Origin of the sequence: Burkholderia sp. L27(2015), from assembly GCF_009765705.1 — a bacterium.
Classification (GTDB): Bacteria; Pseudomonadota; Gammaproteobacteria; order Burkholderiales; family Burkholderiaceae; genus LMUX01.
In genome coordinates this window covers 1-26,090 of record NZ_LMUX01000024.1, presented here as the reverse complement: position 1 = coordinate 26,090, position 26,090 = coordinate 1, and the positions used below count along the sequence as shown (strand labels likewise).

21 protein-coding genes and 1 pseudogene are annotated in these 26,090 nt (G+C 55.7%); 6 read left to right on the top strand and 16 right to left on the bottom strand.

The features are described 5' to 3' along the window. Nucleotides 1–92: 92 nt before the first annotated feature. Nucleotides 93–2,915, bottom strand: coding sequence for a winged helix-turn-helix domain-containing protein (locus GSQ77_RS26440; RefSeq protein ID WP_158906659.1), 2,823 nt, complete (start codon nucleotides 2,913–2,915; stop codon nucleotides 93–95). A 1,021-nt stretch (nucleotides 2,916–3,936) separates the two neighbouring features. Continuing rightward, complete coding sequence (locus GSQ77_RS26435; protein ID WP_158906657.1) at nucleotides 3,937–4,569, bottom strand: response regulator transcription factor; 633 nt, start codon at nucleotides 4,567–4,569, stop codon at nucleotides 3,937–3,939. A 537-nt stretch (nucleotides 4,570–5,106) separates the two neighbouring features. Between GSQ77_RS26435 and GSQ77_RS26430 the strand changes: the two genes are divergently transcribed. Then, the gene (locus GSQ77_RS26430) at nucleotides 5,107–6,939 is read left to right on the top strand and encodes a PAS domain S-box protein (protein WP_158906655.1); all 1,833 of its coding nucleotides are present in this window, start codon (nucleotides 5,107–5,109) and stop codon (nucleotides 6,937–6,939) included. Then, nucleotides 6,939–7,571 (top strand): response regulator transcription factor, encoded by a 633-nt coding sequence (locus tag GSQ77_RS26425; RefSeq protein ID WP_158906653.1) that lies wholly within the window; start codon nucleotides 6,939–6,941, stop codon nucleotides 7,569–7,571. The genes GSQ77_RS26430 and GSQ77_RS26425 overlap by 1 nt, the downstream gene beginning before the upstream one ends. Before the next feature lie 347 nt (nucleotides 7,572–7,918). Here the strand turns inward: GSQ77_RS26425 and GSQ77_RS26420 are convergent, their stop codons facing one another. The 12 genes from GSQ77_RS26420 to GSQ77_RS26365 all read right to left on the bottom strand — a co-directional run bounded on the left by GSQ77_RS26420 (nucleotide 7,919) and on the right by GSQ77_RS26365 (nucleotide 19,546). After that, entirely contained in the window at nucleotides 7,919–9,157 is a 1,239-nt protein-coding gene (locus tag GSQ77_RS26420; RefSeq protein ID WP_158906651.1) for an MFS transporter, read from the bottom strand. A gap of 193 nt (nucleotides 9,158–9,350) precedes the next feature. After that, nucleotides 9,351–10,112: an extracellular solute-binding protein gene (locus GSQ77_RS26415; RefSeq protein ID WP_158906649.1), complete on the bottom strand. Its 762-nt coding sequence runs from the start codon at nucleotides 10,110–10,112 to the stop codon at nucleotides 9,351–9,353. Nucleotides 10,113–10,197: 85 nt separating this feature from the next. Beyond that, nucleotides 10,198–10,983 carry a sulfite exporter TauE/SafE family protein gene (locus tag GSQ77_RS26410; protein ID WP_158906647.1) on the bottom strand — a complete coding sequence of 262 codons (786 nt, stop codon included), beginning with the start codon at nucleotides 10,981–10,983 and terminating at the stop codon, nucleotides 10,198–10,200. Continuing rightward, complete coding sequence (locus GSQ77_RS26405) at nucleotides 10,983–11,702, bottom strand: MBL fold metallo-hydrolase (protein WP_158906645.1); 720 nt, start codon at nucleotides 11,700–11,702, stop codon at nucleotides 10,983–10,985. The genes GSQ77_RS26410 and GSQ77_RS26405 overlap by 1 nt, the downstream gene beginning before the upstream one ends. A 108-nt stretch (nucleotides 11,703–11,810) precedes the next feature. Beyond that, complete coding sequence (locus GSQ77_RS26400; RefSeq protein ID WP_158906643.1) at nucleotides 11,811–12,359, bottom strand: OsmC family protein; 549 nt, start codon at nucleotides 12,357–12,359, stop codon at nucleotides 11,811–11,813. Between the two features lie 92 nt (nucleotides 12,360–12,451). Beyond that, entirely contained in the window at nucleotides 12,452–12,922 is a 471-nt protein-coding gene (cynS, locus tag GSQ77_RS26395) for a cyanase (protein ID WP_158906641.1), read from the bottom strand. A 27-nt stretch (nucleotides 12,923–12,949) separates the two neighbouring features. Beyond that, nucleotides 12,950–13,612 carry a carbonic anhydrase gene (locus GSQ77_RS26390; protein ID WP_158906639.1) on the bottom strand — a complete coding sequence of 221 codons (663 nt, stop codon included), beginning with the start codon at nucleotides 13,610–13,612 and terminating at the stop codon, nucleotides 12,950–12,952. A gap of 198 nt (nucleotides 13,613–13,810) precedes the next feature. Beyond that, complete coding sequence (locus GSQ77_RS26385) at nucleotides 13,811–14,800, bottom strand: GlxA family transcriptional regulator (RefSeq protein ID WP_158906637.1); 990 nt, start codon at nucleotides 14,798–14,800, stop codon at nucleotides 13,811–13,813. Nucleotides 14,801–14,816: 16 nt separating this feature from the next. Continuing rightward, nucleotides 14,817–15,491 carry a maleylacetoacetate isomerase gene (gene maiA / locus GSQ77_RS26380; RefSeq protein ID WP_158906635.1) on the bottom strand — a complete coding sequence of 225 codons (675 nt, stop codon included), beginning with the start codon at nucleotides 15,489–15,491 and terminating at the stop codon, nucleotides 14,817–14,819. A gap of 1,082 nt (nucleotides 15,492–16,573) precedes the next feature. Further along, entirely contained in the window at nucleotides 16,574–17,737 is a 1,164-nt protein-coding gene (gene cfa, locus GSQ77_RS26375; protein WP_158906633.1) for a cyclopropane fatty acyl phospholipid synthase, read from the bottom strand. A 47-nt stretch (nucleotides 17,738–17,784) separates the two neighbouring features. Then, a complete protein-coding gene (locus GSQ77_RS26370; protein ID WP_158906631.1) occupies nucleotides 17,785–18,810 on the bottom strand; it encodes an alcohol dehydrogenase catalytic domain-containing protein in 1,026 nt (341 codons plus the stop codon). Between the two features lie 16 nt (nucleotides 18,811–18,826). Further along, nucleotides 18,827–19,546 (bottom strand): hypothetical protein, encoded by a 720-nt coding sequence (locus GSQ77_RS26365; RefSeq protein WP_158906629.1) that lies wholly within the window; start codon nucleotides 19,544–19,546, stop codon nucleotides 18,827–18,829. A gap of 282 nt (nucleotides 19,547–19,828) precedes the next feature. Here GSQ77_RS26365 and GSQ77_RS26360 point away from each other — a divergent pair, with 282 nt between their 5' ends. Further along, nucleotides 19,829–21,358: an aldehyde dehydrogenase family protein gene (locus GSQ77_RS26360; RefSeq protein ID WP_158906627.1), complete on the top strand. Its 1,530-nt coding sequence runs from the start codon at nucleotides 19,829–19,831 to the stop codon at nucleotides 21,356–21,358. Nucleotides 21,359–21,364: 6 nt separating this feature from the next. On the opposite strand, the gene GSQ77_RS26355 is transcribed toward GSQ77_RS26360, so the two are convergent. Next, nucleotides 21,365–21,901 (bottom strand): hypothetical protein, encoded by a 537-nt coding sequence (locus GSQ77_RS26355; RefSeq protein WP_158906625.1) that lies wholly within the window; start codon nucleotides 21,899–21,901, stop codon nucleotides 21,365–21,367. A gap of 724 nt (nucleotides 21,902–22,625) precedes the next feature. Here GSQ77_RS26355 and GSQ77_RS26350 point away from each other — a divergent pair. From GSQ77_RS26350 to GSQ77_RS26345, 3 genes and pseudogenes are all read left to right on the top strand, one after another. Next, nucleotides 22,626–23,507, top strand: a pseudogene (locus GSQ77_RS26350) (ammonium transporter); the annotation flags it as partial. Between the two features lie 37 nt (nucleotides 23,508–23,544). Beyond that, the gene (locus tag GSQ77_RS30035) at nucleotides 23,545–23,865 is read left to right on the top strand and encodes a hypothetical protein (protein WP_367889700.1); all 321 of its coding nucleotides are present in this window, start codon (nucleotides 23,545–23,547) and stop codon (nucleotides 23,863–23,865) included. A gap of 133 nt (nucleotides 23,866–23,998) precedes the next feature. Next, entirely contained in the window at nucleotides 23,999–24,688 is a 690-nt protein-coding gene (locus GSQ77_RS26345) for an HD domain-containing protein (protein ID WP_158907044.1), read from the top strand. Nucleotides 24,689–24,944: 256 nt separating this feature from the next. Here the strand turns inward: GSQ77_RS26345 and GSQ77_RS26340 are convergent. Beyond that, a partial coding sequence (locus GSQ77_RS26340; RefSeq protein ID WP_158906623.1) for a catalase occupies nucleotides 24,945–26,090 on the bottom strand: 1,146 nt, incomplete at its 5' end.

Below are 26,090 nucleotides of genomic sequence, written 5' to 3'. Positions count from 1 at the left end.
GCTCATAGTGCGGCGTTTCGATGTCTCCAAGATGACAGGCGAGCACAGGTTCGCCTGATGGCGCCGCCCGCCCGTCGGCCGTGAGCCATGCGCTAAGACGACTGCTCAGCCGCCAATTGTTCAAGCAGCGACGCCGCTTCAAGCAGATCCCGCGTCGAGAAACCCTCGGAAAATCGGCCGTAAACACCGTACAAGAGCGCTTGAGCTGCGTCACGCTGGTTCGCGCGAAGCCGCAGACGCGCCAAACTCATGGCGGTGCGCAACTCCCACGACAAGGCTCCCTGCCGACGGGCGATACTCAGGGACTGCATAAATAGCGCCTCTGCCTTTTCGATCGCGTCCGGCGCCCCTCTGCGCAGCAATCTCTCGCCCTGGGCGCGCAAAATCTCGGCCGACGACCAGCCGGCCTCCCCCGAGCGCACCCGTCTCAGCGCTTCGGGGGTAACCATCTGCGCATTGAGCGTAACGAGAAGTTCATGTAACGGACTCGCGAATTCGCAGACCCCCGACTTAATAAGCGCCTCGGCTGATTCCTCACTCTCATGCGACGTCATGGCGATCTGAAAGCATCGGATCCACGTCTGCCAATGCGGCAACGCTTGTTCCTGCGCATGACGTGACAGCATCGAAAAAAACTGCTCCAGCTTTCTCCTGTCACCGGCCCATGCCGTAACCGGGCACGCACCAACAGCCAGTGCGTAAATTAACGAAAACTTGTTGCCCACGAACAGCGCGTGGGCGACTGCCTCATCGGCGATCGCAAGTGCTTGTTCGGGGTAGCCTTTCACCCAGAGAATTTTGGCCTGTACGGTCAGGACAGCGACGTGATGGTTTTGTCTCAGGGCATTCTGGACTACCACGTGGGGAAGGTTCAGAGGCATTGCGAGTGCACGTTGCGCATGGCCTCGCGCGGCACGCAGTTCGCCCAGGTGAAAGCACGCGAATGCCATCAATCGCTCATACAAAATCAACGCGTCGTCCGACACCGGCGCAACATTCCTGATATCGACCGCGAGGCGATATCCCTCCTGGTACTGCCCGCGTGCCAAAGCCGCTACGCATAGGCCATACAGTGCATTAAGCTCGTGCGGTATGTTGCCCATTTTTCGAGCCATACGCTGCCCTTTCCTGAACGCTGCATAACCGACCTCCGACACGGGTCCTGACGTATAAAACTCCGCATAGGCGAACGCGATGTTGAGCCGCAACTCGACCTCTCCCAGCATGAGGTGTTGCGACTCGATGGCTGCCAACGCTATCCTCAGGCGTCCACGGTACTCGGCGATCAACGACATGTGATACCACAGGGGCGCCGAGTCAGCCGTGAGACGCACGCCGATTTGAGCATCGCCCTGTTCGCCAAATGCCCAATCCATCGCCGTGCGCAAATCATTCATGACGCGGCCGTAACGCTGCACCCATTTCATAATCGATTCGGTTGTCAGCTCGGAAGCCGCGCGAATGAGCAGACCCTGGCAATACACCGCATGTTTGCTGGCGACCGCGCGGCCTTCATCCGATTGCGACAGTTTTTCGTACGCATAGGCTCGCGTATTGTCGAGCAGCCGGTAACTGGTGACGTCGTCATCGGTTTCTACCGTGAGCAGGGATTTCGCCGCGAGCTTCGACACTGCGTTGAATACATGAGGGGTCAGCAGTGCCGCGCAGGAGGCAACCGCCGTGGCTGCGCCCAGCATGAAACTTCCGCCGAAAATAGACAGTCGCCGCAGCACAGCTTGCTCATCGGACGCGAGCAGCTCATAACTCCAGTCCAGCGTCGCACGCAGGGTTTGATGCCTGGGCAATGCTGTCCTGCGCCCCGCCGTCAGCAGGCGGAATCGGTCACCGAGTTCCAGCAAGAGCCCCTTGATGCCGAACAGTTCTATCCGCGCGGCGGCGAATTCAATCGCAAGCGGTAGTCCGTCGAGTTTCTGACACAACTCCACGACTGCGGGCACGTCTTTGTCGCGCAGGACGAAGGTGTCCAAGCCCGAGCGGGCACGCTCGTAGAACAAGCGGATGGCTGAAAACTTGCAGGCTTCCAAAGCCGTGACGTTACGCCCGTCCGTCGGCGTTTCAAGCGGCTGCAGCCGGTACAGCGACTCGCCCTGCGCGCGCAGCGGCTCACGGCTGGTGGCAAGGATAAATAGCTCCGGCGAGAGCAAGAACAAGCGTTCTGCCAATATGGTAGCTTCGTTGATCAGATGCTCGCAGCTATCCAGCACCAGCAAAAGACGCTTGCCCTTGAGCGCGGTCAACACGACCGGAAGCACCTCATCTGTGAGTATTTGCAAACCGATAACCGTCGCCAAGGCGCTTGCGATCAGGCCGGGTTCGATGATGGCGGCGAGATCGAGGAAGCGTACGGGCAATTGAAGGCGATCGGCAAGCTGTCGCGCGATCGGAATGGCGATGGTCGTTTTTCCTACCCCTCCCGGGCCGACAATCGAGAGAAGGCGCCGCTGTGCCAAGGCATCGACGAGCGTTGCGATGGCTCCTTCTCGCCCGATAATACTCGAGGCTAAGGGAGGTAGATTTTCTTCGCCCTTAAGCCAGGTTTCGATGGCTAGTCCGGCAGCGTGCTCGTGCGGGACTGCTGGCGGCGTTACCGAGGAGATGAAGCAGTATCCTTGGCCGGCAACGCTCTCGATATAGCGACGGCCATCCTGACCATCGCGCAGCACCTTGCGAAGCGAAGAAATATGAACGCGCAGATTGACTTCCTCCACGACTCTGCTCGGCCATACCAAGGCAACCAACTCTGCCTTGCCGACAACGCTGCCGGCACGTCCCAACAGGGCGACCAGCAGATCGAACGCACGACTGCTCAGGCGTACGGGTTCTCCCCCCTCGTACACGGTACGCTCGCCGGGCACCACGCGAAACTCATCGAATTCGTAAAAGTCTGATTGCATAACGGGGCATTGCTAGCTGGGCGCATAGTTAAGTCGAAAGATCGAGCGCGTCAGCCGAGTACATCTGCATGATCCCACCGCCGGAGACTACGCCAGCCTCGTGGTGTTTCGAGAAAACCAGCATAACGCTCCAACCAGGGTTCTACGCGCGCGTTTTATATATGTCTTGCAGTCGATCCTCTGTTATGCAACAGCGTTGCCATGATTGAAATCAAGCGATGCCGTTGCGGTACGGAAAGTCGGGAAAATTAAGTAGGGTTGCTTACAGTATGAGCATCATAGGTTTGCCCGATGACCACGGGTTTTGGTCCGCGCCGGTCTTCATCGACCCTTCGCCGTCGTGTGCATGAGTTCGATTCTCCTCAAGATGACGCGAGCGCGGCGAACGCCTGGCATCCAAGCCTAGATCGGACAACGCGCTTGACGGCCCGATGAGCCTGCTCGACCAAGTTGTTGAGGTGCTTTGCCTCTCGAATCTTATAAGCCGTCGCGCACAGCACGGGTGACATGCAAGCCCGCGAAATTTGCACCGCATGTACGATCGGTACCTTTCCTGGGACGCCGCCCCGATGAACGGCTTTGGCGGGTAATCATCTTGTCTCGCCTGACGCGAAGCGCAAAGTTATCTGTATCCCCGGGTTGCCGATCGCCCGTAGGCACCTTCACTCCTCTTTTGGCAATCTAATCCTCATTCATTCACTGAAATGAGAAATTATTCTTACAAATTCCATTCATGCGTTTCGACACCTTGTACGCATGCAAAGGCACATGAATATCGTTTTAATAAAAATTAATTTCAATTTAATTAGAGGGATCAAGCGCGTAGCTCACTTCATGAAGCGTAACCACGACCGACACCCTAGGAATGCCATCACATTCGATCATTTGGCTTAAAAAATATATCAGCCGATTCTGATTTTCAATGTAAGCCATTTCCTACTTTTCATGAAATATGAGCCATTTTTTATTTATATTCGGCCCAAGCTAATCTTTTATATTACCAATTTGCAATGCGTAAATTCTATTCTACTAAGTGGAACGTCACAGCATACCTAATCAATTCAGCATTGCTTTGGCAATTCAACTTTTTCATCAACCTTACTTTGTGTGTGCTAACAGTTTTGTTGCTGATAGAAAGCTCCTCGGCAATTTCGTTGACGCCCTGGCCGCGAACCAGCAAATTAAGCACTTCAAGTTCGCGTATTGTGAGAAGTTCGTGCAAGGGACGCTCAGCAATATGTCCGCGATCAAATATCAATGCCTCCGTCAACCGTGGATCGATGAAGCGTTCACCCGACACGACGCTGAAAACTGCGTCAATCAAGGTTTTCGGATCGCTATCTTTGGTCAAGTAACCGGATGCGCCGGCGTTCAATGCATACCGCACAACCTGGGCCTCACAATGCATGCTCAGCACGAGGATGCGCGGACTACCTTTGTGCATGCGTACGCGATTGATAAGATTGGCGCCACTGATACCCGACATCGACATGTCGAGCAGCAGCAGGTCGACTTGCACCTGCCGAAGTACTTCGAAAATTTGAGTTCCGTTCGCGGCCTCGCCGACCACCGAAATGTCTTTTTCCAGTGCGAAAAGCCGCTTTAGTCCTTCGCGCATAAGGGCATGATCGTCGGCGATGAGTATTCTGATCATTATTATCGTAAGGTCTCGAACGTCGACGGCGTCATTGTCAGCTGTGGAACGATTTTCGTTGATTCCGCGGACATCGCGACACCGGCGTGTCGCACGCCCGGTCTATGTGCCATCTCGGCTACTCAAGCCGCCGCTAGTCTGGCATTAGTTCGCCACGCGAACAATAATTTAAAACGACATAAAACGGCCAATCAGACGACGTTTACGGCCACCTTTGCAAAATGTCTGTTCGGGGGACTGGCCGGCCTCGTCCGCGGTTAGTACGATGACGACCTAGCGCTCGCCCCTTATGGCTTGCGTCCGCGTACGTCCGTGGATTGCCCTTCAGCGCCGCCCTATTGTGAATTTCGACCTTCTCGCTTAGCAGCGTTCCAAACGTCGTTAGCCCGGCACTATCTCGGACAATTTGGAATCGCCTGGAAGGTCTCGATACACCAGAAGAAGTGACTTCATTTGACATATAAATTTCCAAACCCGTCGTGGCGCAATGCGCACAGCGGCCGCTGTTTATCGTTGCTTTCGAGGACCGGGATCGCGTTGCTTGCCATCGTCCTCGCGCTGCTTGTCAATCGATGGATGGAACTCCAATTCGTGGAGGTACGCGCTTCCCTGTTCCTTTGCGCGATCGCGGTGAGCGTGTGGGTAGGCGGTACCGGGGCTGGCATTTTGGCCATTGCGCTCTCGGTATCGGCCTTCGGTTGCCTATTCGTGTCACCCGAGCGTCTTTTTTCTGCACACTTCGTAGATACGCCACGCTTGATCATTTTCTCGCTGACCAGTCTTTTCATCGGCGCGCTGGGGATCGCGAAAAATGACGCATCCAGGAAGCTAAAAAAAACGCATGACCAATTGGTCCGCACCCTCCACGAATTAGAGGCCACCAATTTAGCGTTACAAGTTGAAAATACCGAACGCAAGGACGTTCAAGATCAATTGCTGCGTAGCGAAGCGTTCCTCGCCGAAGGGCAGAAGATCAGTCAAACTGGCAGTTGGCGCTGGGATTCTTCTCAGAGAAAACTCACTTGGTCCGATGAGCACTATCGAATTTTTGGTTTTGAGTTGCGGTCTGAATCCCCGGATTTGCTTCGTATTGCAGAGCAAATTCATCCTGACGATCGAGACGAAGTACTGCGCATCGTGAGAACAGCCATTCGGGAGTGGGCTCGCTTCGAATGCGAATATCGCATCATCTGTTCAGATGGCAGCTTGCGATATGTCCAGGGCATGGGTCGTCCGCTGGCGCAGGAATTGAATGGCAGCAAAGAATATATCGGCACCACGGTGGACATCACGGCTCGTCGAAACGCGGAAGAAGTTCTGCGAAAAAGTGAGAGAGAATTTCGGACCTTGGCCGAAAACTTGCCCGATGAGGTTATCCGATACGACCTAAATTGCAGGCGGATTTATATCAATCGAGCGTATAAGCAGTCCCGAGGTATGAGCGCAGCGCAGATACTGGATACCCCATTGGAAGCGAATTGGGCCGCCGATATTTCCCCCGAGCAATTCAGAGAAATCCTGTTGAACGTGATGAGAACCGGCACACCAAACCAGACGGTCGGTATGTGGACTACGCAACAGGGAACGGCCCGTTATTTTTCGCTGCATATCGTGGCGGAACGCGACACCCATGGAAAGATCACCGGGGCTTTGGCGATAGGCCGCGACATTACGTCGCTCAAAGAAGCCCAGCAGAGCCTTGAAGAATCGCGGCTCCTGCTGCGGCAGTTGGTGGGCCGCAGCGAATCGGTTCGTGAAGAAGAACGCAAGCACCTGGCCCGGGAATTGCATGATGAACTTGGACAATGTCTGCTTGCATTGCGCCTGCAAATATCGATGCTTAACCGCGAGTATGGAGCCGAGGATTTTTCTTTTCAGACGAAGATACGCAGCATGCTGGAACTCGTGGACTCCACCATCAAAACAATACGAAATGTAATGGCGGAGCTGCGTCCGGTCGAACTCGATATGGGCATACTGGCAGCGCTGGAATGGCTAGTGCATGAATTCGCGACGCGAACCGGCGTTCCGTGCGAGTTACGTAACGAGGTCGTCGATATTGCATTGTGCGAAAGAAGTACGACGGCGATCTTTCGCATAGCGCAGGAGGCGCTACGCAACGTAGCGAGACATGCAAACGCGCAAAAAGCCGCGGTCGATTTCAGGTATGACGACGGTAACTACATACTGGAGGTGCGAGACAACGGTAAAGGTTTTGATCCTTTTGAAAAAAAAGCCAAATCGTTCGGCTTGGTAGGTATTCGCGAACGGGTCCTGATGCTCGATGGAAAAATGAATATAGCTACGGCCCCCAATGAAGGAACGACTGTCCAAGTCCACATACCCATTTTCGCGGTTCCGCAATTCTGATGATTAAAATTTTGATAGCGGATGATCACACCATCATGCGTGAAGGTCTGAAGCAAATTTTTTCCTTCGAAGAACACATTTGCGTGGTCGCCGAAGCCACGAACGGCAGCGAGATTTTTGAGGCACTCCAGCGTGTCGAGGTCGATCTCTTGTTGCTCGATATGTCGATGTCGGGCGTCTGCGGGGCAACGCTAATCAATCAAATTTTCTTGCAAAAGGATAGTCCGCGCATCCTGGTCCTCAGCATGCATTGCGAGCCGCGGATTGCACGGCATGCGTTGAACGCCGGCGCGGCTGGCTACCTGACCAAAGATAACGACTCGAAAACCTTGATGGATGCCATTTCCCGGGTGGTGTCAGGGGGCCGTTTCATCGACTCGCGGCTGACATCATCATTGATATTCGATCGAGAACATCTTGAGCAACGCCCGCTCCATGAACGTCTCTCGGCTCGTGAATTCGAAATCTTCGATTTGCTCGTCCGTGGACGCAGCATCAATGAAATTTCCGAAGAGCTGGCCATCAATCGAAAGACGGTCAGCACGTACAAGATACGGCTAATGCAAAAGCTCGATTGCCAAAACAATGCGCAGCTGGTGCGATATGCGATCTCGTCCGACTTGATCCAGTGAGCTCTCGCGAATGTACCCGGCGAGGTGCGTGCGCATTCGAACTCCAATGACGGGCACCGCTGGAATTCCCAGCGGCGCATTGCACCCGGTTCGACAACAGCACGTGTTTCTAGAGCGCCATCAACCGTGCACGCATCAGACCAAACAAAGGGCGTGTCAAACCATTCGCGAAACGATCGATTGTCAGTGCCAGCGGTATAGCGGTTTGTCCGAATAGGCTTGTCGATGTATGAAAGCAGTCGCCATACGGCGTCGGTGGTAATGGCGCCGTGGGCCTGCTGGTGCGCACTATCCTCGCCTCGCAACGCGGCTACGGGCGAGGATTGCGACGCCCCACAAATCTGCAGTTAGGTCTGACTTTCGCGAGAAAAATTGTGCGTAATTGCACGAATGTCCGGGCGGTTAGACTTCTTCTGCGAATATTGCGCTACCAACCAAGCCCCGAGCAGTAAGCCGGAGAACAGGGTGCCTACGAGACAAACCCCGAGCCAGCCCGCCTTTTCATAGGCCACGCTCGCAGCACTGGACCCGATCGCACCGCCGAAGAAATAAGCCGTCAGATAAATGGTGGTGATACGGCTGCGTGCATCCGGAGCCAACGCATAAATCACGCTCTGGTTGGAGATATGCATGCCCTGCACACCCACGTCCAGCAACAAGACCCCAATCAGCAGCGCTACCAGCGAATGCGCTCCAAGGTAGATAAATGCGAACGAGACCAGCATCACCGCGCTAAATATTCCCGTCGCCCGATGGCCATGCCCTCGATCGGCCATACGCCCGGCGGAACCAGCAGCGAGCGCACCGGCCGCACCGGCCAACCCGAACGCGCCGATTTTGGCCTCCGAGTAATGATAGGGTGCGGCACTCAGGAGAAACGTCAGAGCAGTCCAGAAGACGCTGAACGAGGCGTAGCCCAAGGCGCCATACAGCGAGCGCAAACCTATCGCGGGATGCTCGCGCAGCAGTGTCAGCAGGGACCCCATCAGATGGTCGTAACGCCATGTCTGATTGCCACGCTTATCCTGCGGAAGCGCCCGCGCAAGGCATACGGTCAGAACCAGGATCATCACAGCCGCGACCCCGTACACCGTGCGCCAGCCCGCAAGGTGAGCGATGGTGCCGGAGACCGTCCGCGCCAACAAGATGCCCAGAAGCAAACCGCTCATCACGGTGCCAACCACATGTCCGCGTTCCTGATCTGTCGCGAGCGACGCGGCGAATGGCACCTGCAATTGCGCAGCGGTGGAAGTTACGCCGAGTATCAGGCTCGCCGCGGCGAACAGCATGAAGCTGGGACTCAGCGCAACCGCCAACAGCGCCAGTACAGTGAGCAAGAGCAAGGACACGATCAACGTGCGCCGATTCAGCACATCGCCGAGCGGCACGATCAACAGCATACCGCCGGCATAACCGATTTGCGTCAGGGTGACCAAGAACCCAAGACGTGATGGCGTGAAGCCGAAGGTGGGAGCGATCGTGGCCAGAAGCGGCTGTGAATAATAGATATTCGCGATGATGATCCCAGAGGCGAGCGCAAACAACAGCGTCAGTCCTCTGGTTAAAGCAGGTGGCTGGGTAGACATTGAACATCCTTTCCCGCGCCCTTACGGATCCGCTTTGGGCGCATTGATGCCGGCGATGAATGGCAGGCAGTGTTTGTGGCTGGCGATCAGCCGGTAACACAAGGATGATGCGATTCGGTTATAGCGTCCAAGACCCATTTAGGATCCTGGCGATAAGTCATATTTATAGTTCAGGCCCCATGCTGCTAGGACATCACCGGGTTTTCCAACCAAAATGCGAGAAGATCGCCGCTCCGTTGCCGGATCTTAGAAACTCGATGAACTGCTCAGCTCCGCCATTGCGCTCCCCTCTCGCAGTTATAGCCACTCCAGTGTCGCGATATATGGCGTACTTCGGCTCGATCGGCACAACGTCGGCTAGCGATGCGTTGGAGATCTGCCATATATTCCATATCAGCCAAACATCGATGTCCGGACGCTGGGTCCAGGTCGTGCGTGCCAGAGCGCTGTTGCTCGCGTAACTGACGATGTTTTCACGTAGCGCGGTGACCTGTCGAATGTCACCGGTTCGCCCTGCCGCGTCTTCCCATACGCCGTTTTGCCCCGAGCCATTCACTACGAGCACCTTGACGCCAGGTTTCATCAGATCGGTAAAAGTGCGGATATGGTGCGGATTGCCCGGACGAACGAGCATGGCCAATGGACGAAGATAGAGTGGCGCCGGAGCACTGGCCCCAAGTTGATCACCCATCGCCGCGACCAGATCCGTCATCATCGTTTCAGAACCGCTGTACACGAGGTCTGCGTCCTGCTGCGCCTGGGCGATCCACGCGCCGGTCGGGCCCGCGGTCAATTCCACCTGGATGCCGGTCTGCCTTTCAAAAGCACTCGCGGCCTCTTTCATGGCAGGAGCCGGGCCGCCGGGGCCATACACGCGCAAGACATCTTGGGCACATGCGTTATGGCAGGCTGTAGCGAGAAGAGCGCTCGCGAGCGCGGTGTGAAATTTCCTCATTGAAAATTCCCTTTCATTGCAAGGTTAATGGTCTATTTAAAAAGCGGTCAGCACATGCCTGGCATCTACACTCCATTCACCATCGTCATGTGTCCCATGAGCGATACAGCATATAAGCAGCAATCAGCACTATCATTGCCGAGAACAACATGGTTAGCACACCACGCCTGTTCGCAAGCCGCCCGGCGGCGCGGGCCCCCAACCAACCGCCAACCAGGCCGCCCGCGACGAATTCGCCAGCCACCCGCCAGTCCACTTGTCCCGACAGCGAATAATTGACGGCTGTGGTCAAACCAAATGATCCAACAGCGAATAGCGACGTTCCGATTGCATCCGCGATTTGCATGCGTGCTGCGAATACAAGCCCAGGGACCACCAAAAATCCACCACCAATACCAAAGAACCCCGATACTCCCCCAGCCCCCAACCCCGTCCCGCATAATCTCGAGTACAGCGCTACACGCTGCGGCTCTTGTTCGAGTGTCCCCCGAGCAGACCGCAACATGAAGACCGCCACCAATAACATCAGGATAGCGAAATATCTACTCAATGACTGGCCGTCGATAATCTTGCCGATCGAGGAACCTACAGCAGCCCCTACGACACCGCTTGCTGCAAAGGCCAGCGCGGCGCCCCATTTGATATGACCCGCTCGCGCATGCGGAATCATATTCAGATAGGCGCTTACGGCGACCGCAAGGGCTGCGGTACCGATCGCGAGGTGGGTATCGTGAACCCCCGCGACATAAATTATCAGCGGCACCGCGAGGATGGAACCGCCTCCTCCGACGAGCCCCAGGGAGAAACTGACGAACCAGCCGCACGCTGCAGCTGCCAGGCCCTGCGCAATGGGATTGGAGATTATCGTCATCACCCTTGGCTCTTATCTAGCTTATCGGATTGGCCACACGCGATATTCGCGGGGATTGCGATATCCATCAGTTTCGGATGAGGCAGTTTCAGGTTCGCCATAATCGCGACGTATTCCGCCTCGGTCTTACCCGACAAGCGGGGGTTGAATCGCCTCTCCTCTCCGATGGTCGAGTTCGACCAACCCTTGTAGTCATGCGCCGGGTAGAGGATGGTGTCGTCGGGTAGCTTGAACAGCTTGTTGACAATGGAATCCCATGACCGATGCGGGTCACCGCCCTGAAAATCGGTCCGACCACTGCCGCGTATCAGTAGCACATCGCCCGTAAAAACCGCCCGTGGCGAAGACGGGTTGAGCACGAAACTGAACGACTCTTCGGTATGCCCCGGCGTGTACATTGCCCGAAGCCGGGTGCCGGAAATATCGATTACATCGTCTTCACGAACGTGTCTTGTGACACATTCCGCTTTCGATAAATTGCCCATGACGGTCGCGCAATGCGTAGCATCGCGCAGATCCCCGAGGGCGGTAATGTGGTCGGCATGAGTGTGCGTGTCCAGCGCCTGGACTAGCCGAAGATCCAACTGCTCGATTGCCGTGAGGTAGTGTTCCAGTTGTTCCTTCACTGGATCAATAATCAAGGCCTCCCCTCCTACTCCGGAAGCCAGCAAATAGGTGAACGTACTCGACGTCTGATCGAAGAATTGGCGAAAAATCATATCGCCCCCTATTGTGTAAGGTGTATTGAAAGACAGCATGACCAGCCCCCAGCCCCAGTCGTGCACGTGTGCACGCTGGGGCTGCTCAGACGCTTATCGTTCGCCGATTTAGTCGGTCAGACCGATGGTGAACGGAATCGGATTGCGCATCGTGTTGGCCACTGGCGAATAGAAGTTCGCTTGTTGCACGATCTCGTCAAGCTCCGCACGTGTTGCATCGCCTTCTACGAACACCTTGACTCGTATCGCCTGGAAGCCCATTTGCGCCGACTGCATTTGCGCGCCGCCTGCGCCCCATGCGCCAGGATTGCCGATGTCCGCTTCGATAAACACTTCGAGCTTGGACAGCTTGACCTTCTTCCAGCTCGCTACCGCCGTGATGCCCACCGCCAGGCAACCGCCCAGGCCACAAAGCGCGACCTCGCCGGGAGCCGGAGCCGTGTCTTCGCCGAACAAATGTAGCGGCTCATCGACCACTACAGGCGTGTGCTGACCCACATAGCTCAACGTGCGAAACATGCCTTGCGAGATTGTGTGAACGTTATTTTTTCCACGCGATGCCGGATTGCCCCGACCTTTTTCTGCGAATGCCGCCAAGCCGTCGTGGTCGATTGGGCGAAGATAAGCAGAAACGGTTTTGGTGGTGGTGTCAGTCATGAAAAACTCCTTTGGGTGGGTGAAAATACATCGCTATCGATTTGCGGAGGCTCTGCCTCATCCCGCCACGTAAAACGCGGCAGGATCGCGAATCAGAATGGTTTGGTCGGCAAGAACTTGCCGTTCAATGTGATGACGGCGCGCTTGCCGCCGTCCGAGTCGTCGATCACCTTCAAATCCATCTTAAAGTTGATCGCACTGATGATCCCGTCCCCCAACATCTCGTTGACCAGACATTTCAACGTCGTCCCGTAGATCTGGACCATCTCGTAGAAGCGATAGACGGTCGGGTCGGTCGGAACGCCGCCAGGTATGCTGCCGCGCAGAGGGATGCGCTCTAGTAGAGATACCGCTTGCGCATCGAGGTCCAGCTTCTTGCAGACGACTTTCGCAGCCTCCGTCGGAAGCGGATGTTGACCCAGCAACGCTGCCGTCAGAAAGACGAGACTGAGCCCCGTGCCTTCGGTCAAATCCTGCCAAGAGAGTCCTTTACGTGCTTTTGCCTCAAGCACATCGTCGGTAAGCGCTTGGCGTGCGTCTTGAGATACGAGTGTCTGAACCATGATTTTTCCTTGAGGTAAGTGAGTCGATCAGGCGAAGCGTGCGGAAGATAACGTGGCAGTGGCACAGGCCTGCGGGAACTCGGAGAGCGGGACAAAACATAGGGTTTCGCTATTGAAGGTGAGAATCGAACCGGTTTCGATGTCGTAGACCCAGCCATGCAATTTCAAGTTGCCTTTGGATAAGGCCAGCGCCACGGACGGATGCGTCCTGATGTTGGCCAGTTGTGCGATGACGTTTTCGCGCACCATCGAATCCACGGCTTCGGTAGGCGACGCGTGCTCATGCGCATCGTTGATCGCCTTCGCCGCGTCCGCATGGCGCAACCACCCCGCGACCGCGGGCAAATGCTCGAGATGCTTGTGCGTTGCGACCGCAGTCATGGCGCCGCAGTCCGAGTGCCCGCAAATAACGATGTCCTTGACGCCGAGTACCGCGACGGCATACTCGATGGTTCCTGAAACACCGCCCGGTTCGCCGACGTAGGCCGGAACGATGTTGCCGGCATTACGGATGACGAAAATGTCGCCGGGTTCGCGCTGCGTCATGATTTCCGGAACCACGCGACTGTCTGAGCAGGTGATGAAAAGCGCGGTCGGCGATTGTGTGGTTGCAAGTTTTTTGAACAGAGCCGCGCGAGAGGGAAAGACGTCGCGTTGGAATTTCAGAAATCCTTCGATGATTTCTTTCATTACATTCTCCAGTCGTAATCGAGACTTGAGTATGTATCGCGGCCACCTGCCACGTCTTCCAGGCGTGCATGATACTTTTTAAAAACGCACGATCTATTATTTATAAGTAGTGCATATCATGTTAAAGACCTACGTACATCATATAAACATCCGTACAACTTATTTACTAAAATACGAATGGGATGTATTTATTCCGTGTCAGACCGCCGACCCGTCTCGCGCACGCGGACTCGCCACCCCGAAATTCAGTCGATACTGACGAGGCGAGAGGCCGAGACGCTTCTTGAAAATTTCCCGCATGTGGCGGGTGTCATTGAAACCGCACTGGTAGGCCACGCTCTTGAGGGGTGCTCTTGGATCTTCGAGTAAGGCGCGCGCCGCGTCGATACGCGCATTCTCAACAAAATCATAGGGCGACATGTTTGTCTCTTTGGCAAACGTTCTCGAGAGGTTGCGCACACTCATATTTGCGACGCGTGCCAAGGCCGGCACGGACAAGTCCCCTAAAAGGTTAGTCAAGACGTACTGTTGGATACGCGCGATCGGAGATTTTGACCTAGCGAACGCCGCGAGATAAGGACTGAATTGCGATTGTCCTCCGGCCCTTTGCGTAAAGACCACGAGACGCCGCGCCACCTGCAATGCGATGTCTCGCCCGTGATCCGCGGCAAGCAAATGTAGAGACATATCTATGCCGGCAGTAATCCCCGCAGACGTGATTAGCGGACCATCTTGAATATAAAGCTGGTCCGGCTCGACCACTGTGGTGGGGCAAAGGAGTGCCAATGCGGCGGCGTGATTCCAATGGGTGGTAACAGTATGCCCCTCAAGCAGCCCCGCTCGTGCCAGGATGAAAGCGCCGCTGCAGACTGAACCGAACTGCCCGGCCTTAGGCACGACGTAACGCAACCAATCACGAGATTCAGGACACAACTCGTGCTGCGGAAGTTTGGGACCACCCGCAATGAGCAAGCGATCGAAAGCATCGGACACTTCATAGAAAGGACGATGTGCTTGGATAAGAAGGCCATTTGAGCAGCTCAGCAGGCCTGGTTTTGATCCAATCACTTCAATCTGATACTGCGCTTGCGGGGGCAAAAACCGGTTCGCTTCCGCGAATACATCCATTGGACCGCTAACGTCCAACGACTGAACACCGGGAAAAACAAAAATGCCAATTGTTTTCATATATGCCAACAAGCGGCTAGCGGGTCGCCTTAGCCGGCGCACCTTCCTGAAGATACGGATCCGCGCGTGCAAATGCATCGAGCGCATAGCAGTTCTTCATGATCCGATCGATTACCGGTATGCCTTCCATTCGGATGTCAAATGCTTGCATGACTGAAAACATGCTTGCGAGGCAGATATCCGCGATGCTCGGCTGGTCGCCGTGGCAAAAGGCCCCGACTTCCGGCTCGACCGCCAGTCGGCTTTCGACGGCTTCGAGATTAACGCGCAGCCAGTGAATCTGCCACGCGCGCCAAGCCGCATCGTCGAACCCTCCGGTGGACACTAAATACTTTTTAATGCGCGGCGTGATCAATGGATGAGTATCGGTTGCAAGCATGCCTGCAATAGCTCGCACGCGTGCCCTGCCATACAGATCACTGGGCAGCAATGGCGGGTTGGGTTGCTTTTCTTCAAGGAACTCCAGGATAGCCAATGATTGCGTGAGCGGTGCATGCCCTTCTTCGATCAGCGCCGGGATTGCGCCAAGAGAATTGATCGCGAGAAACTCCGGGGTTCTGTTCTCGCCTTTCTCCAGATTGATGATGCGTTCGCTGGCCGTCAGCCCTTTGAAATTGAGGGCAACGCGCACTCGATAGGTGGATGCCGTGCGCCAGAACCCGAAGAGTTCAAAATCTGCCTTTTTTTGCATGGGGATACTCCAAGAATAATCAGTGATTTGCGAGTGACCAGTCTATCTGGCCCGGTTCGTTGTGAAGTCGAGGGTTTGGCTAGGTCGACGTGAATGACTATATCTGTCTAACTAACTAAGGCCCGTGCGCATGCGTCTCAAGTCGATGCTCATTCGTCTCAACGTTCGCGCAAGGTGCATTTGTCAAGACGGCCGGATACCGCTTTGAACGCTTCATCAAAGCTGCTTTGCTCTAGCTTAGAGGGCCAGCCGACGTGTTCGCCAGTTAATACTTGTTAAAAATTCGAGTTGCGGCGGAGCATTAATTTTTGGGGAATTCCTACCTCCTTTCATAGCGGACCTCCTGCTGCCACGGCGGGTTCTCGTCTACCACTCATGTCTATCGTTTCGATAGAAAACTATATTTTTAGTGATATTTTGGATCGCATAGATTTAACCCTAGGATAGCCTACGGATCCCGGGAACAGTCCGGTCAAAAAATTCTGACAGGCTTTACGTGACAAGCATCAATAATAACGTACTACTAAATAATATAGACTGAGCAGCCGGTGCTTGAGATTCTTTACCGGACATACGACACAACTCGGCCGACGCAGGTTAAAGCGGCGATTGGGTCGACAATCCAGGTGCACGGCGGGGGGGTTGAGTGGCGTCTATCGAGAGTTGACTGAAGTCATTGTGATTGACTCACCAAACCCACCTGTACGCGTTCCCGAGCGGAAATTATTGGGGTTGATACTCTCGTCACCGAGGCCGGCGAAACGCCCCCCCTCTGATGCCTGAGCCAGAACCTCTTCGGGAACCGAGTTTGCAAGGACGTATGTAGACAACGCCCCTACTCCGATCAACGTCAATGCCGTGGTTAGGATATCCATTTTTGGCTCCGGTTCTAGTGTTCAGTGATGCACACGATGACGCACATCGGCGACCGGGTCCAAGACCAATTCGTTATTAGCCCAATAACTATTGCTTATAGTTGAAGCCGAATCGGCTTGTGGTGTCAGACCGACGTCCGACATGCCGCGATGCGCGTCTGGACGACAGCCAGCTAGAATGGCCAGGGCGCCACCGAACACTGGCACCTAAATATGTTCGCGCCGATAACCGCCGCGCACGCCGTCTTTCGACAGCACCCACTGCCAGAGCTGTATATCTCGAGAACGAAACGCTCCAGCGCACGAAAGCAGGTAATACCGCCACATACGATAAAAGCGCATACCCAAACGATTTCCGAAAGCCGGCCAGGATTCATCAAAATTTTGGTACCACGCCATCAGCGTTTTGTCGTAGTCAGCGCCAAAATTATGAAGATCTTCGGTCACGAACAAATTCTCGAGAGCATCGCCAATTTGTCCAATCGACGGTAAGTCCCCATTGGGGAAAATATACTTATCGATCCACGGATCGGGAGCTGATCGCCGCACATTTTTCCCTATCGTATGGAGGAGAAATAATCCGTCATTCCTCAAGCACCGATGCGCCGTTTGGATATACGTACGAAAATTCTTCCTACCGACATGTTCGAACATGCCAATGCTGGCAATCGCATCGAATTGCCCATCCATTTCACGATAATCTTGCAAGCGAAATTCAAGCGGCAGATGCGAATAGCGGTGCTTCGCCCACGCGACTTGTTGCTTTGATATGCTCACACCCACCGCTTCCACACCGTAATTTTCGGCAGCATAAGCCATGAGACTTCCCCAGCCGCAGCCGATATCAAGGACGCGCATGCCGGGTTTCAATTTCAATTTTCGACAGACCAAATCCAACTTGGCTTCTTGCGCCTGCTCAAGATTAGTCGCGTTCGCCCAATATCCGCAGGTGTAGGTCATGCGCGAATCGAGCATTTCCTTGTAGAAATCGTTGCCCAAGTCATAATGCATTTCGCCTACTTTTTTGGCCCGCTTGATGTTCTGACGATTCAGAAATTTCGCCGCAAGTACGTGTCCCAACAAGCGTAGAGGCTGAATCTGATCGGTCAACCGCGTGCCAAGCAGACGCGCAAAGAACTCGTCTAATTGCTCGGCATCCCATGCGCCGTCCATATACGCTTCGCCAAGTCCAAGATTGCCTTTTGCGAATGCCATTTCAAGCGCGATCGGGTCATGCAACTGCATATCCCACGGATTCTCGCCGTTTATTTTTATCGATGCCTTACCGAGCATATCGACCGCCATTCGATGGATACCAGTATCCTTCGAACCAAAATTGATATCATTTTGTTTCCCTAAATACGTGCTCATGACTCGCCTCGATTCCTAATGAAATACTCGATCTATCGTGAATTAAGTCAAGCGCCCATCGTGAGAACGATACGGAATCGCGCCTTGCCGGACATCATGCGGGCGTATGCCTGGGCGGCCTGCTCAAGAGGCATGCACTCGATCATGGCAGCGACACCCGCCAATGAACTGAACTTCAGCGTGGCATCTCCGGTTGCTGGATCGCCGGTCATGGCACCTTCGACGCAGCGATTGCCAAACAGCAGATCGGTGGATGCCACCTCGATCGGATCGGGCGTGACACCGAGTGCGATGACGTGGCCTCGTGGACGAAGGCCTTTGATGACGTCGGCCACCGCCCGGCCCGCGGACGCCGTCGCGAGCACCACGGCAGCGCCGCCAAGCGCTTGCAGCGCCTGGCCGACATCGGTTATGGAGCTATCGATATAGTGGTGCGCACCGAGTTGCTTGGCAAGCGCCGCCTTGTCTTCACCGCGTGCAATTGCGGCGACCTCGAACCCCATATGCCGCGCATATTGCACGCCCAGATGACCAAGCCCTCCAATGCCGAGCACAGCCACAAGCTCGCCCGCCTTCGCCGTCGAGTTGCGCAATGCGCTGAAGGTCGTGAGTCCGGCACAGAGTAGCGGCGCGGCATCAACCGAACCAAGGTCATCCGGAATGGACATCAGGCCGCTGGCCTTCGCTATCATCACCTCCGCGTAGCCACCGTCAAGGTGGACGCCAGTAAATTCCTGATTTCGGCAGTTCACCTGGTCGCCGCCGCGACACGGTCCACAGTGACCACAACTTCCCCCCAAAAAGCCAACGCCGACCCGCTGCCCGACCGCCCAGCCCTCTACACCCTCGCCGAGCGCATCGATGCGGCCCACGGCCTCATGGCCGGGAACGCGCGGCCATGCAATAGGAAACTGTCCCTCGACAGTCGCAGCATCCGAATGACACACGCCGCACGCCTCGACACGGATGCGTACATATCCGGGTCGCGGATCGGTCAACGGCTTCTCGGCCAATTCCAATTTTCCGGGACTGACGGCCTGCACTGCGCGATAGGTGTGGCTTGCGTGGGACATTTTGCGCGCCCTCTAATTAGGAAAATCGTACGTTGCTGAGGTCGATGGAGACCATCAACGGATCCAGATTCGCCCGGCGGTCCGGATCGCGGGTATAGGCCCGGCGCTTACTTGGCAAGCGAATGCCGTCAACCTGGATATAGTCATGGACAAGCTGCACTGCCTCGAAGCCACCCGCCACGTCAACGTTGTAGTCGTGACGGCGCAAAAGGAGATCGGCGCCGAAGAAGTAGTCTTGAACCGCACTGTGGGTTGCAATCGCATCAGGGAACCTGGCACGAAGTACGCGCCATGTCTCGCCACCCTCTGACCATGGCTCGATCTCTTGCACCTCGACGCCTTTTGTCGTCATCAGAAACGGCCCGCTCAGATATGTCCACAGCGCATAACCATTGAAGTATGCGCGGTGCAGCGGATCCCAAGGGGTCTCCTTCCGATGACCAAAAAACGATGCTCGGGGATTATTTCGTTCAGCGACGACGGTGTCGTCGCCTTTGAGGATCGCGATGCGTCCAGGCGTGAAATCGGTACGCCAGTTTGATTCGCCGAATGGCGTGACTGACGAACGCTCCTCGTGCAACCAAACGGTCATCTGGCGCGGATCCTGATCCTGAGTCACTTTCTTCATTCCCCAAAACGCGCCATCCGTGACTATCGTCGCATCGACCTTGCTGAATGCGTTCCAGCGGTCGAGTCCACCATGCAGTTCAATGACTTTTTCCAGTAATTCGTTCATTACATGCTCTCATTAATTTTAATCAGCTCAGGGCCGAACAGACCGCCGGACGCAACTTCAAGACTCAATCTAGGTTAGGGGTTCAGCCAGCGTGGGCGCCAGTTAATACTTGTTAAAAATGCAGATGTGATGGCGTGGTGAATTAAGTAGACACGGGTCTGCGCAATTAACAATGATTAACTCAAGATTAAGACGCAGCTAACTTACTATCACTCACAAGTAAGCGCTGCGGAGCGAAAGTGCATGAGCCGCCGCGCACATGTCCCTTCGAAGGAGCGGCTAATGGAGTTCGGAATAACTGGCGAGATGCTGATAGGCGGCAGCGCGGTGCGCGGCCTCGGCGGCAATTTCAGAGCATTCGATCCGGGTGCCAATGTCGAAATCGATCCTGCCTTTGGTATTGGCAACTCTACCGATATAGAGCGGGCTTGCAACCTGGCGGCTGCAGCAGCCGACACGTATCGCATGAGCAGCGGTAGCGAACGAGCGGATTTTCTGGAGACCATCGCCGACCACCTTATCGACATGAAAGATCTGTTGATAAGTCGCGCAACGGCCGAAACCGGTTTGCCCGCCGTCTGCGCATGGGAACAACTGATTCGGGCGGAGCTACAACTGCGCATCTTCGCAGAACTCGTTCGAAAATCCGGCCCCACCGAGACCATAGATAATTGTGCGGGCCACTCGGTCGAACAGATGCTTACCCGCAATCTCGCCATCGGACCTATCGCGGTGTTTGCCTCTGACCAGACTCCGCTAGTCTATGCAACGGCAGGCGTCGATATCGCCGCGGCGCTCGCCGCCGGTTGTCCGGTGGTGGTAGTCACGCACCGAGGCCATCCGGGCGTATGCGAACTGGTTGGCCGGGCCATCCAACGTGCAATCGTCCAATGCAATTTCCACGTAGGTGTGTTCTCGTTATTGATCGCGCACGGGGATTCAGTGGGCGACTCAGTAGCCAACTCAGCGATCGACTCGCTGATCGATCATCCGTCGATGCGAGGGATCGCCTTTGTCGGTTCGTCCAGCGAGACGAGCGTGCTGGCGCAGCGTGCAGCGCTGCGCCCTGAGCCCATTCCTCTCTTCGCCGAAATCATCACCGTGAACCCCAGTTTTTTTCTCCCGCAAGCGCTGAACGCGCGCGCCGAGCAATTCAGCTTTCACTTTATCGAACAACTGACGCTCGGCGTCGGACAGCGACGTGTGAAGTCGGCCATGATCGTAGCAATCGCGGGAGATGGATTTGTCGACCTAAGAGAAACACTCGTGGCAGCCATCGAGGATAAAGCCGCGGATCTGATGTTTTCCCCGGCTCTGAGCCAGCGTTACCAACACTGGCTTACGTGCCAACAAGCGCGGCTCGACGTCGACTTGATTGCTGAAGGTGCGGCCGCGGTTGGGGTCTCGACGGCCCAAGCCGTCTTGTTCGAAACCAGTGCCCGGAGCTTGTTGGCGTCGCCCCAGCCAGTGCAACATGTCTTCGGACCCTGTGCACTGCTGGTGCGATGCGAAAACCTCGACGAGATGATCGCGGTCGCAACGCAACTGAACACGCAGTGGATGGCGACGGTGCATCTGGAGACAGGTGACCTGGATTTGGCTCGGCAATTGCTGCCGGTGCTGGAAAAGAAAACCACCCGAGTGGCCTGCATCACCGCGAGCACCCTGCGTACTGCGACCACGAGTCAGGCCCACGTCGAGTGGGCGCAAGTATTATTCGACAGCGCCTTCACCTATGAGGGCGCGATGTCGATCGAGCGCTTTCTGCACCCGGTCAGGTACGTCGGGTTTCCGGACGCGCTATTTCCTTAGCCTGGCTTAGACTCTCCATTTGACCGTGCGATCAAGCGCCAGAAATTCCGGTGCATCACGAAGAATATCGAACCGTCGATCGACTTGCTGGAATAGGAACAAGGGCTCCCTCAATGCCACAGCTTCAGTCAGGCATCCCAGGGCGGCACCCCCCTCTCCCGTGGCGGCATACTGCGCTGCCTTGCACATGGGGCCGCGCATTATCGCCTCCCATTGGCGAGCTGCAGTTTCTGTTGCACCCGCGCTCGACAAGGGGTTGTAAGGCTCTTCACGACGATAAAACGCGCACGCGAGCGCAGCAAAATGATGGCGAACCGTGTAGGGATCCAGCTGACTGGCTATATCCAGATAGAACGATGCCTCGTCGAATCGGCCGGTCATCGTGAGCAACTCGGCGAGCAGCTCTGCGCGGCGCGCGCTGGGACGCAAAGCCAGCGCCGCGCGAAATCGCTGCTCGGCGAGCACAAGATTCCAGTCTATGTAGCAAGCGACCGCTCCCATCGCGCACAGGGTATCGGCGCCAAGACGACGATCGCACGCCACGGCCGCTCGCACAGCGGCGCAAGTATTTTTGGACGCCTCTGCATGGCTAATGGCGCCGCGCCGAAATAGATCGATGTGACAATGAGCCATCGCCGCGTGCACACCGGGGTAAGACGGAGATTTCCGAATCACCTCTTTAAGCAAGGAAAGCGCGGAACGCAACCCCGGCTCGTCACAGGCCTCGCATAGTTGGCTGGCGCTATACATCATCGCAACGAGTTGCTCGCTTGAACAATCGTCGGTTGTTCCATGCCCTCGTATAGCACTTGCGCTTGCCGCGGCCACCGGTCTTACTACAAACGTCTGCACGTACGACCCCGTCTCGTAGTCGATGAGAACCAGCGCATCCTTGCCCTCGTCAGCGCAATACCGTTTCAACTTTGTCCTTAGTCCGCTTGCCTGGACGCGGACAACCGAATCGATACCGATCGTCGACACCGTCGGCTCTGCCTCAATTGACGTTATATTTTTCAAGTTTTATACCCCCGAACCTCGGCGATCGACAAGGTGAGAGACATCGTAAAGTCGAGCAGTCTTAAGTGTTAGTAAAAAATTGTTAAATCGTCGCGATCGTGAGCACGTTTTATCTGACTCGGCATCGCATTGCGCGAGGGCTGCGCACCGCAATCTCATCGTGCATTTTCTGAAATTATCATGCATGCCTGAAAGACGCGGCGGTGCGCTGCGATAGATACTCAAGCCCTAACCTATTGACACCACCGCCATGACTCCATCCGTTGTTCCGCTCAATATCGGCAACACAGCCTTCATGCTGCTGTGCGCCAGCCTGGTCATGCTGATGACGCCAGGGCTGGCGTTCTTTTATGGCGGCCTGGTCGGGCGCAAGAATGTGCTCGCGATCATGATGCAAAGCTTCGTGTCGCTGGGATGGACCACCGTCCTGTGGTTTGTGTTTGGCTACTCGATGTGTTTCGGCCCGACCTTGTACGGAATCGTCGGCGACCCCACCTACTACGCATTTCTGCATGGCGTCACGCTGCACACCATGTTCGCCGGTAACGATGCGGGGATACCGCTGATCGTTCACGTTGCCTATCAGATGATGTTCGCAATCATCACGCCGGCGCTGATCACCGGTGCGTTCGCAAATCGCGTGACATTCAAGGCCTACTTTATGTTTCTCACGGGCTGGCTGGTTCTGGTTTATTTCCCCTTTGTCCATATGGTATGGAGTCCGGATGGCATTCTGTCGAAGTGGGGTGTACTGGACTTTGCGGGCGGCATCGTGGTGCATAACACCGCCGGTTTCGCCGCGCTGGCCTCCGTGCTGTTCGTCGGTCGGCGACGTGTGGTCGAGAACCGGCCGCACAACGTGCCCTTGATCGCGTTGGGTACAGGGCTGCTCTGGTTCGGCTGGTACGGATTCAACGCCGGTTCCGAACTGCGTGTCGACGCGGTTACCGCGTCGGCATTCCTCAATACCGACGTTGCCGCTTCGTTCGCTGCCGTCACATGGCTTTTTGTCGAATGGTCGCAGCATAAGCAACCGAAGCTGGTCGGCTTGCTGACCGGCTCCGTGGCCGGCCTTGCGACCATCACGCCTGCGGCGGGCTATGTATCGCTTGGCGATGCGGCGTTGATCGGCATCATCGCGATGCTTCGTCTGCTATTGCGCGGTGGCGATGAAAAACAAATTGCAGTGGGACGACGCGCTGGATGTGTGGGGCGTCCACGGAGTCGGCGGCTTGATAGGCACCGTGCTGCTTGGGGTCTTCGCCTCCCGCGCCTGGAATCCCTCGGGTGCCGATGGTTTATTGAACGGCGGAACCGCGTTTTTCTTCAAGCAATGTGCTGCCGTGGCGATCTCGGGTACTTGGGCGTTTATCTTCACTTACGGCATGTTGTGGCTGATCGATAAAGTGACGCCAGTGCACGTCGCGGTTGGCATGGAGGAGCAAGGGCTCGACACCGGATTACATGGCGAGAGCGCTTACTGGCAGTGATCGTAGTAGTGAGTGAGCTACGTAGATGAGCTACGTAGATGAGCGTCGCCCAATCGAAGGCGACGAAAGGCTTTTTGTAGCTTTACCTGTCCGCTATCGCGGTAGACAACCAAGCAGTTCCTGGAGAAAAAACATGAGCAACATCATCGCCGGCATAAAAATTCCCGACAGCAAGATGGCCCGCGAAGCCACGCAACTCGTGCGCGACACGGAGTCCGATCTGCTGTTTCATCACTCAACTCGTGTGTTTCTGTTTGGCGCGCTGACCGGGGAACGGAAAAAACTCCAGTACGACCCGGAATTGCTCTATATCGGCGCGATGTTCCATGACATGGGCCTCACCCAACAGTTTGGCAAATCGCAAAACCGGTTCGAGGTTGACAGTGCCAATTCGGCGCGCGACTTTCTTCGCCAGCACGGTATTACTGAAACCGACGTCGAGATCGTGTGGGATGCGATTGCTCTTCACACCACGCCGGGCATTCCGGAGCACAAGAAATCGGTGGTTGCGCTCGTAACGGCAGGCGTAGAAATGGACGTATTGGGTCTCGCCTATGACGATTTCACGGCAGAACAGCGCAAGCTCGTCGTAGCTTCGCATCCGCGCGTCGAAAACTTCAAGGAAAGCATCATAGAAGCGTTCACACAGGGAATGATACACAGACCGTTGTCGACCTTTGGTACAGTCAACGCCGACGTGCTGGCACTAAAAGACCCCAGCTACAAACGCCTTAATTTCTGCAGCATCATCCTCGGCTCGTCGTGGGAGGATGCGCAAGTGGGCGCTAATGTGTGCCGTAATCCCGAGCACAAACACCACTAAGTCACCCACGCTGTGGATTTGGAAACGATCGCAGAAGCCGTCAGTGCAACGTTTGCGCTGACGGCTTCTGCGATTTTTTGTTATCCGAACATCACCGCGTGTTGAATAGCGATGGCCGCGCAGTCTTCATTTTGCAGCGACTTGGAAAACTGTTCGGCGCAAACGACGCTCACGATGACGAGAGCAGACGTTGCGCCGACTCGCGGATTGCGCGGTGTGGCAAATTTCGCCAACACCGTCGCGCGTGACGACCGCTCTATTTGAGCGCCTTGAGTGCCTTTGAAACCCCGGCGCCATAGGCCGGATCGGCCTGCGTGCAGTGCTTAACGTGCAGATCCTGTATCGCCTTGGACGCACCACCAACCGAACGTGCCGTATTCTCGAACAAGACTTGCTGCTGCGCCGGCGTCATCAACCGGAACAGCGCTCCGGTTTGCGAGAAATAGTCGGTGTCGACGCGATGATTCCAATGGTCCGCAGAACCGTCGATCGATAACGGCGGTTCGGAAAAATCCGGTTGCTCCTGCCATTCGCCCTTGGTATTGGGCTCGTAACCGACGCGAGCGCCTGCGTTGGCGTCCACGCGCATCTGGCCATCGCGGTGATAGCTGGGGTACTTGGTCTTGGGCGAATTCACCGGAATTGCATGGTGGTTGACCCCGAGCCGATACCGTTGCGCATCGCCGTATGAAAACAAGCGCCCTTGCAACATCTTGTCCGGCGAAAAGCTGATGCCCGGCACCACATTGGACGGCGCGAATGCCGCTTGCTCGACATCGGCGAAATAGTTTTCCGGGTTGCGGTTCAGTTCGAAAAAACCGACCTCGATCAGCGGATAGTCCTTATGCGGCCACACCTTGGTCAGATCGAACGGATTGAGGTGATAATAGCCCGCCTCTTTCTCCGGCATGATCTGCACGAACAAGGTCCAGCGCGGGAAATCTTTCTTTTCAATGCTCTCGTATAGATCGCGCTGATTGCTTTCGCGATCGCCTCCGACCACCTCGGTCGCCTGCGCATCAGTCAGGTTTTCGATGCCTTGCTGCGTCTTGAACGTGAATTTCACCCAAAAACGTTCGTTCTTCGCGTTCAGGAAACTGTAGGTATGGCTACCGAAACCATGCATGTGACGAAAGGATCGCGGAATGCCGCGGTCGCTCATGATGATGGTGACCTGATGTATCGCCTCGGGTAACTGGGTCCACCAGTCCCAGTTATTTTCCGCGCTGCGCAAATTGGTCTTGGGATCGCGCTTGACTGCGCGATTCAGGTCGGGGAATTTCAGCGGGTCGCGCATGAAAAAGACCGGCGTATTGTTGCCGACCATGTCCCAGTTACCTTCTTCGGTATAGAACTTCAACGCGAAACCGCGAATGTCGCGCTCGGCGTCGGCTGCGCCCCG

Coding starts and splice junctions, on each gene's coding strand:
- GSQ77_RS26440 (WP_158906659.1), bottom strand. CDS start 2,915: ATGCAATCAGACTTTTACGAATTCGATGAGTTTCGCGTGGTGCCCGGC.
- GSQ77_RS26435 (WP_158906657.1), bottom strand. CDS start 4,569: ATGATCAGAATACTCATCGCCGACGATCATGCCCTTATGCGCGAAGGA.
- GSQ77_RS26425 (WP_158906653.1), top strand. CDS start 6,939: ATGATTAAAATTTTGATAGCGGATGATCACACCATCATGCGTGAAGGT.
- GSQ77_RS26420 (WP_158906651.1), bottom strand. CDS start 9,157: ATGTCTACCCAGCCACCTGCTTTAACCAGAGGACTGACGCTGTTGTTT.
- GSQ77_RS26415 (WP_158906649.1), bottom strand. CDS start 10,112: ATGAGGAAATTTCACACCGCGCTCGCGAGCGCTCTTCTCGCTACAGCC.
- GSQ77_RS26410 (WP_158906647.1), bottom strand. CDS start 10,983: ATGACGATAATCTCCAATCCCATTGCGCAGGGCCTGGCAGCTGCAGCG.
- GSQ77_RS26405 (WP_158906645.1), bottom strand. CDS start 11,702: ATGATTTTTCGCCAATTCTTCGATCAGACGTCGAGTACGTTCACCTAT.
- GSQ77_RS26400 (WP_158906643.1), bottom strand. CDS start 12,359: ATGACTGACACCACCACCAAAACCGTTTCTGCTTATCTTCGCCCAATC.
- cynS (WP_158906641.1), bottom strand. CDS start 12,922: ATGGTTCAGACACTCGTATCTCAAGACGCACGCCAAGCGCTTACCGAC.
- GSQ77_RS26390 (WP_158906639.1), bottom strand. CDS start 13,612: ATGAAAGAAATCATCGAAGGATTTCTGAAATTCCAACGCGACGTCTTT.
- GSQ77_RS26385 (WP_158906637.1), bottom strand. CDS start 14,800: ATGAAAACAATTGGCATTTTTGTTTTTCCCGGTGTTCAGTCGTTGGAC.
- maiA (WP_158906635.1), bottom strand. CDS start 15,491: ATGCAAAAAAAGGCAGATTTTGAACTCTTCGGGTTCTGGCGCACGGCA.
- cfa (WP_158906633.1), bottom strand. CDS start 17,737: ATGAGCACGTATTTAGGGAAACAAAATGATATCAATTTTGGTTCGAAG.
- GSQ77_RS26370 (WP_158906631.1), bottom strand. CDS start 18,810: ATGTCCCACGCAAGCCACACCTATCGCGCAGTGCAGGCCGTCAGTCCC.
- GSQ77_RS26365 (WP_158906629.1), bottom strand. CDS start 19,546: ATGAACGAATTACTGGAAAAAGTCATTGAACTGCATGGTGGACTCGAC.
- GSQ77_RS26360 (WP_158906627.1), top strand. CDS start 19,829: ATGGAGTTCGGAATAACTGGCGAGATGCTGATAGGCGGCAGCGCGGTG.
- GSQ77_RS30035 (WP_367889700.1), top strand. CDS start 23,545: ATGAAAAACAAATTGCAGTGGGACGACGCGCTGGATGTGTGGGGCGTC.
- GSQ77_RS26345 (WP_158907044.1), top strand. CDS start 23,999: ATGAGCAACATCATCGCCGGCATAAAAATTCCCGACAGCAAGATGGCC.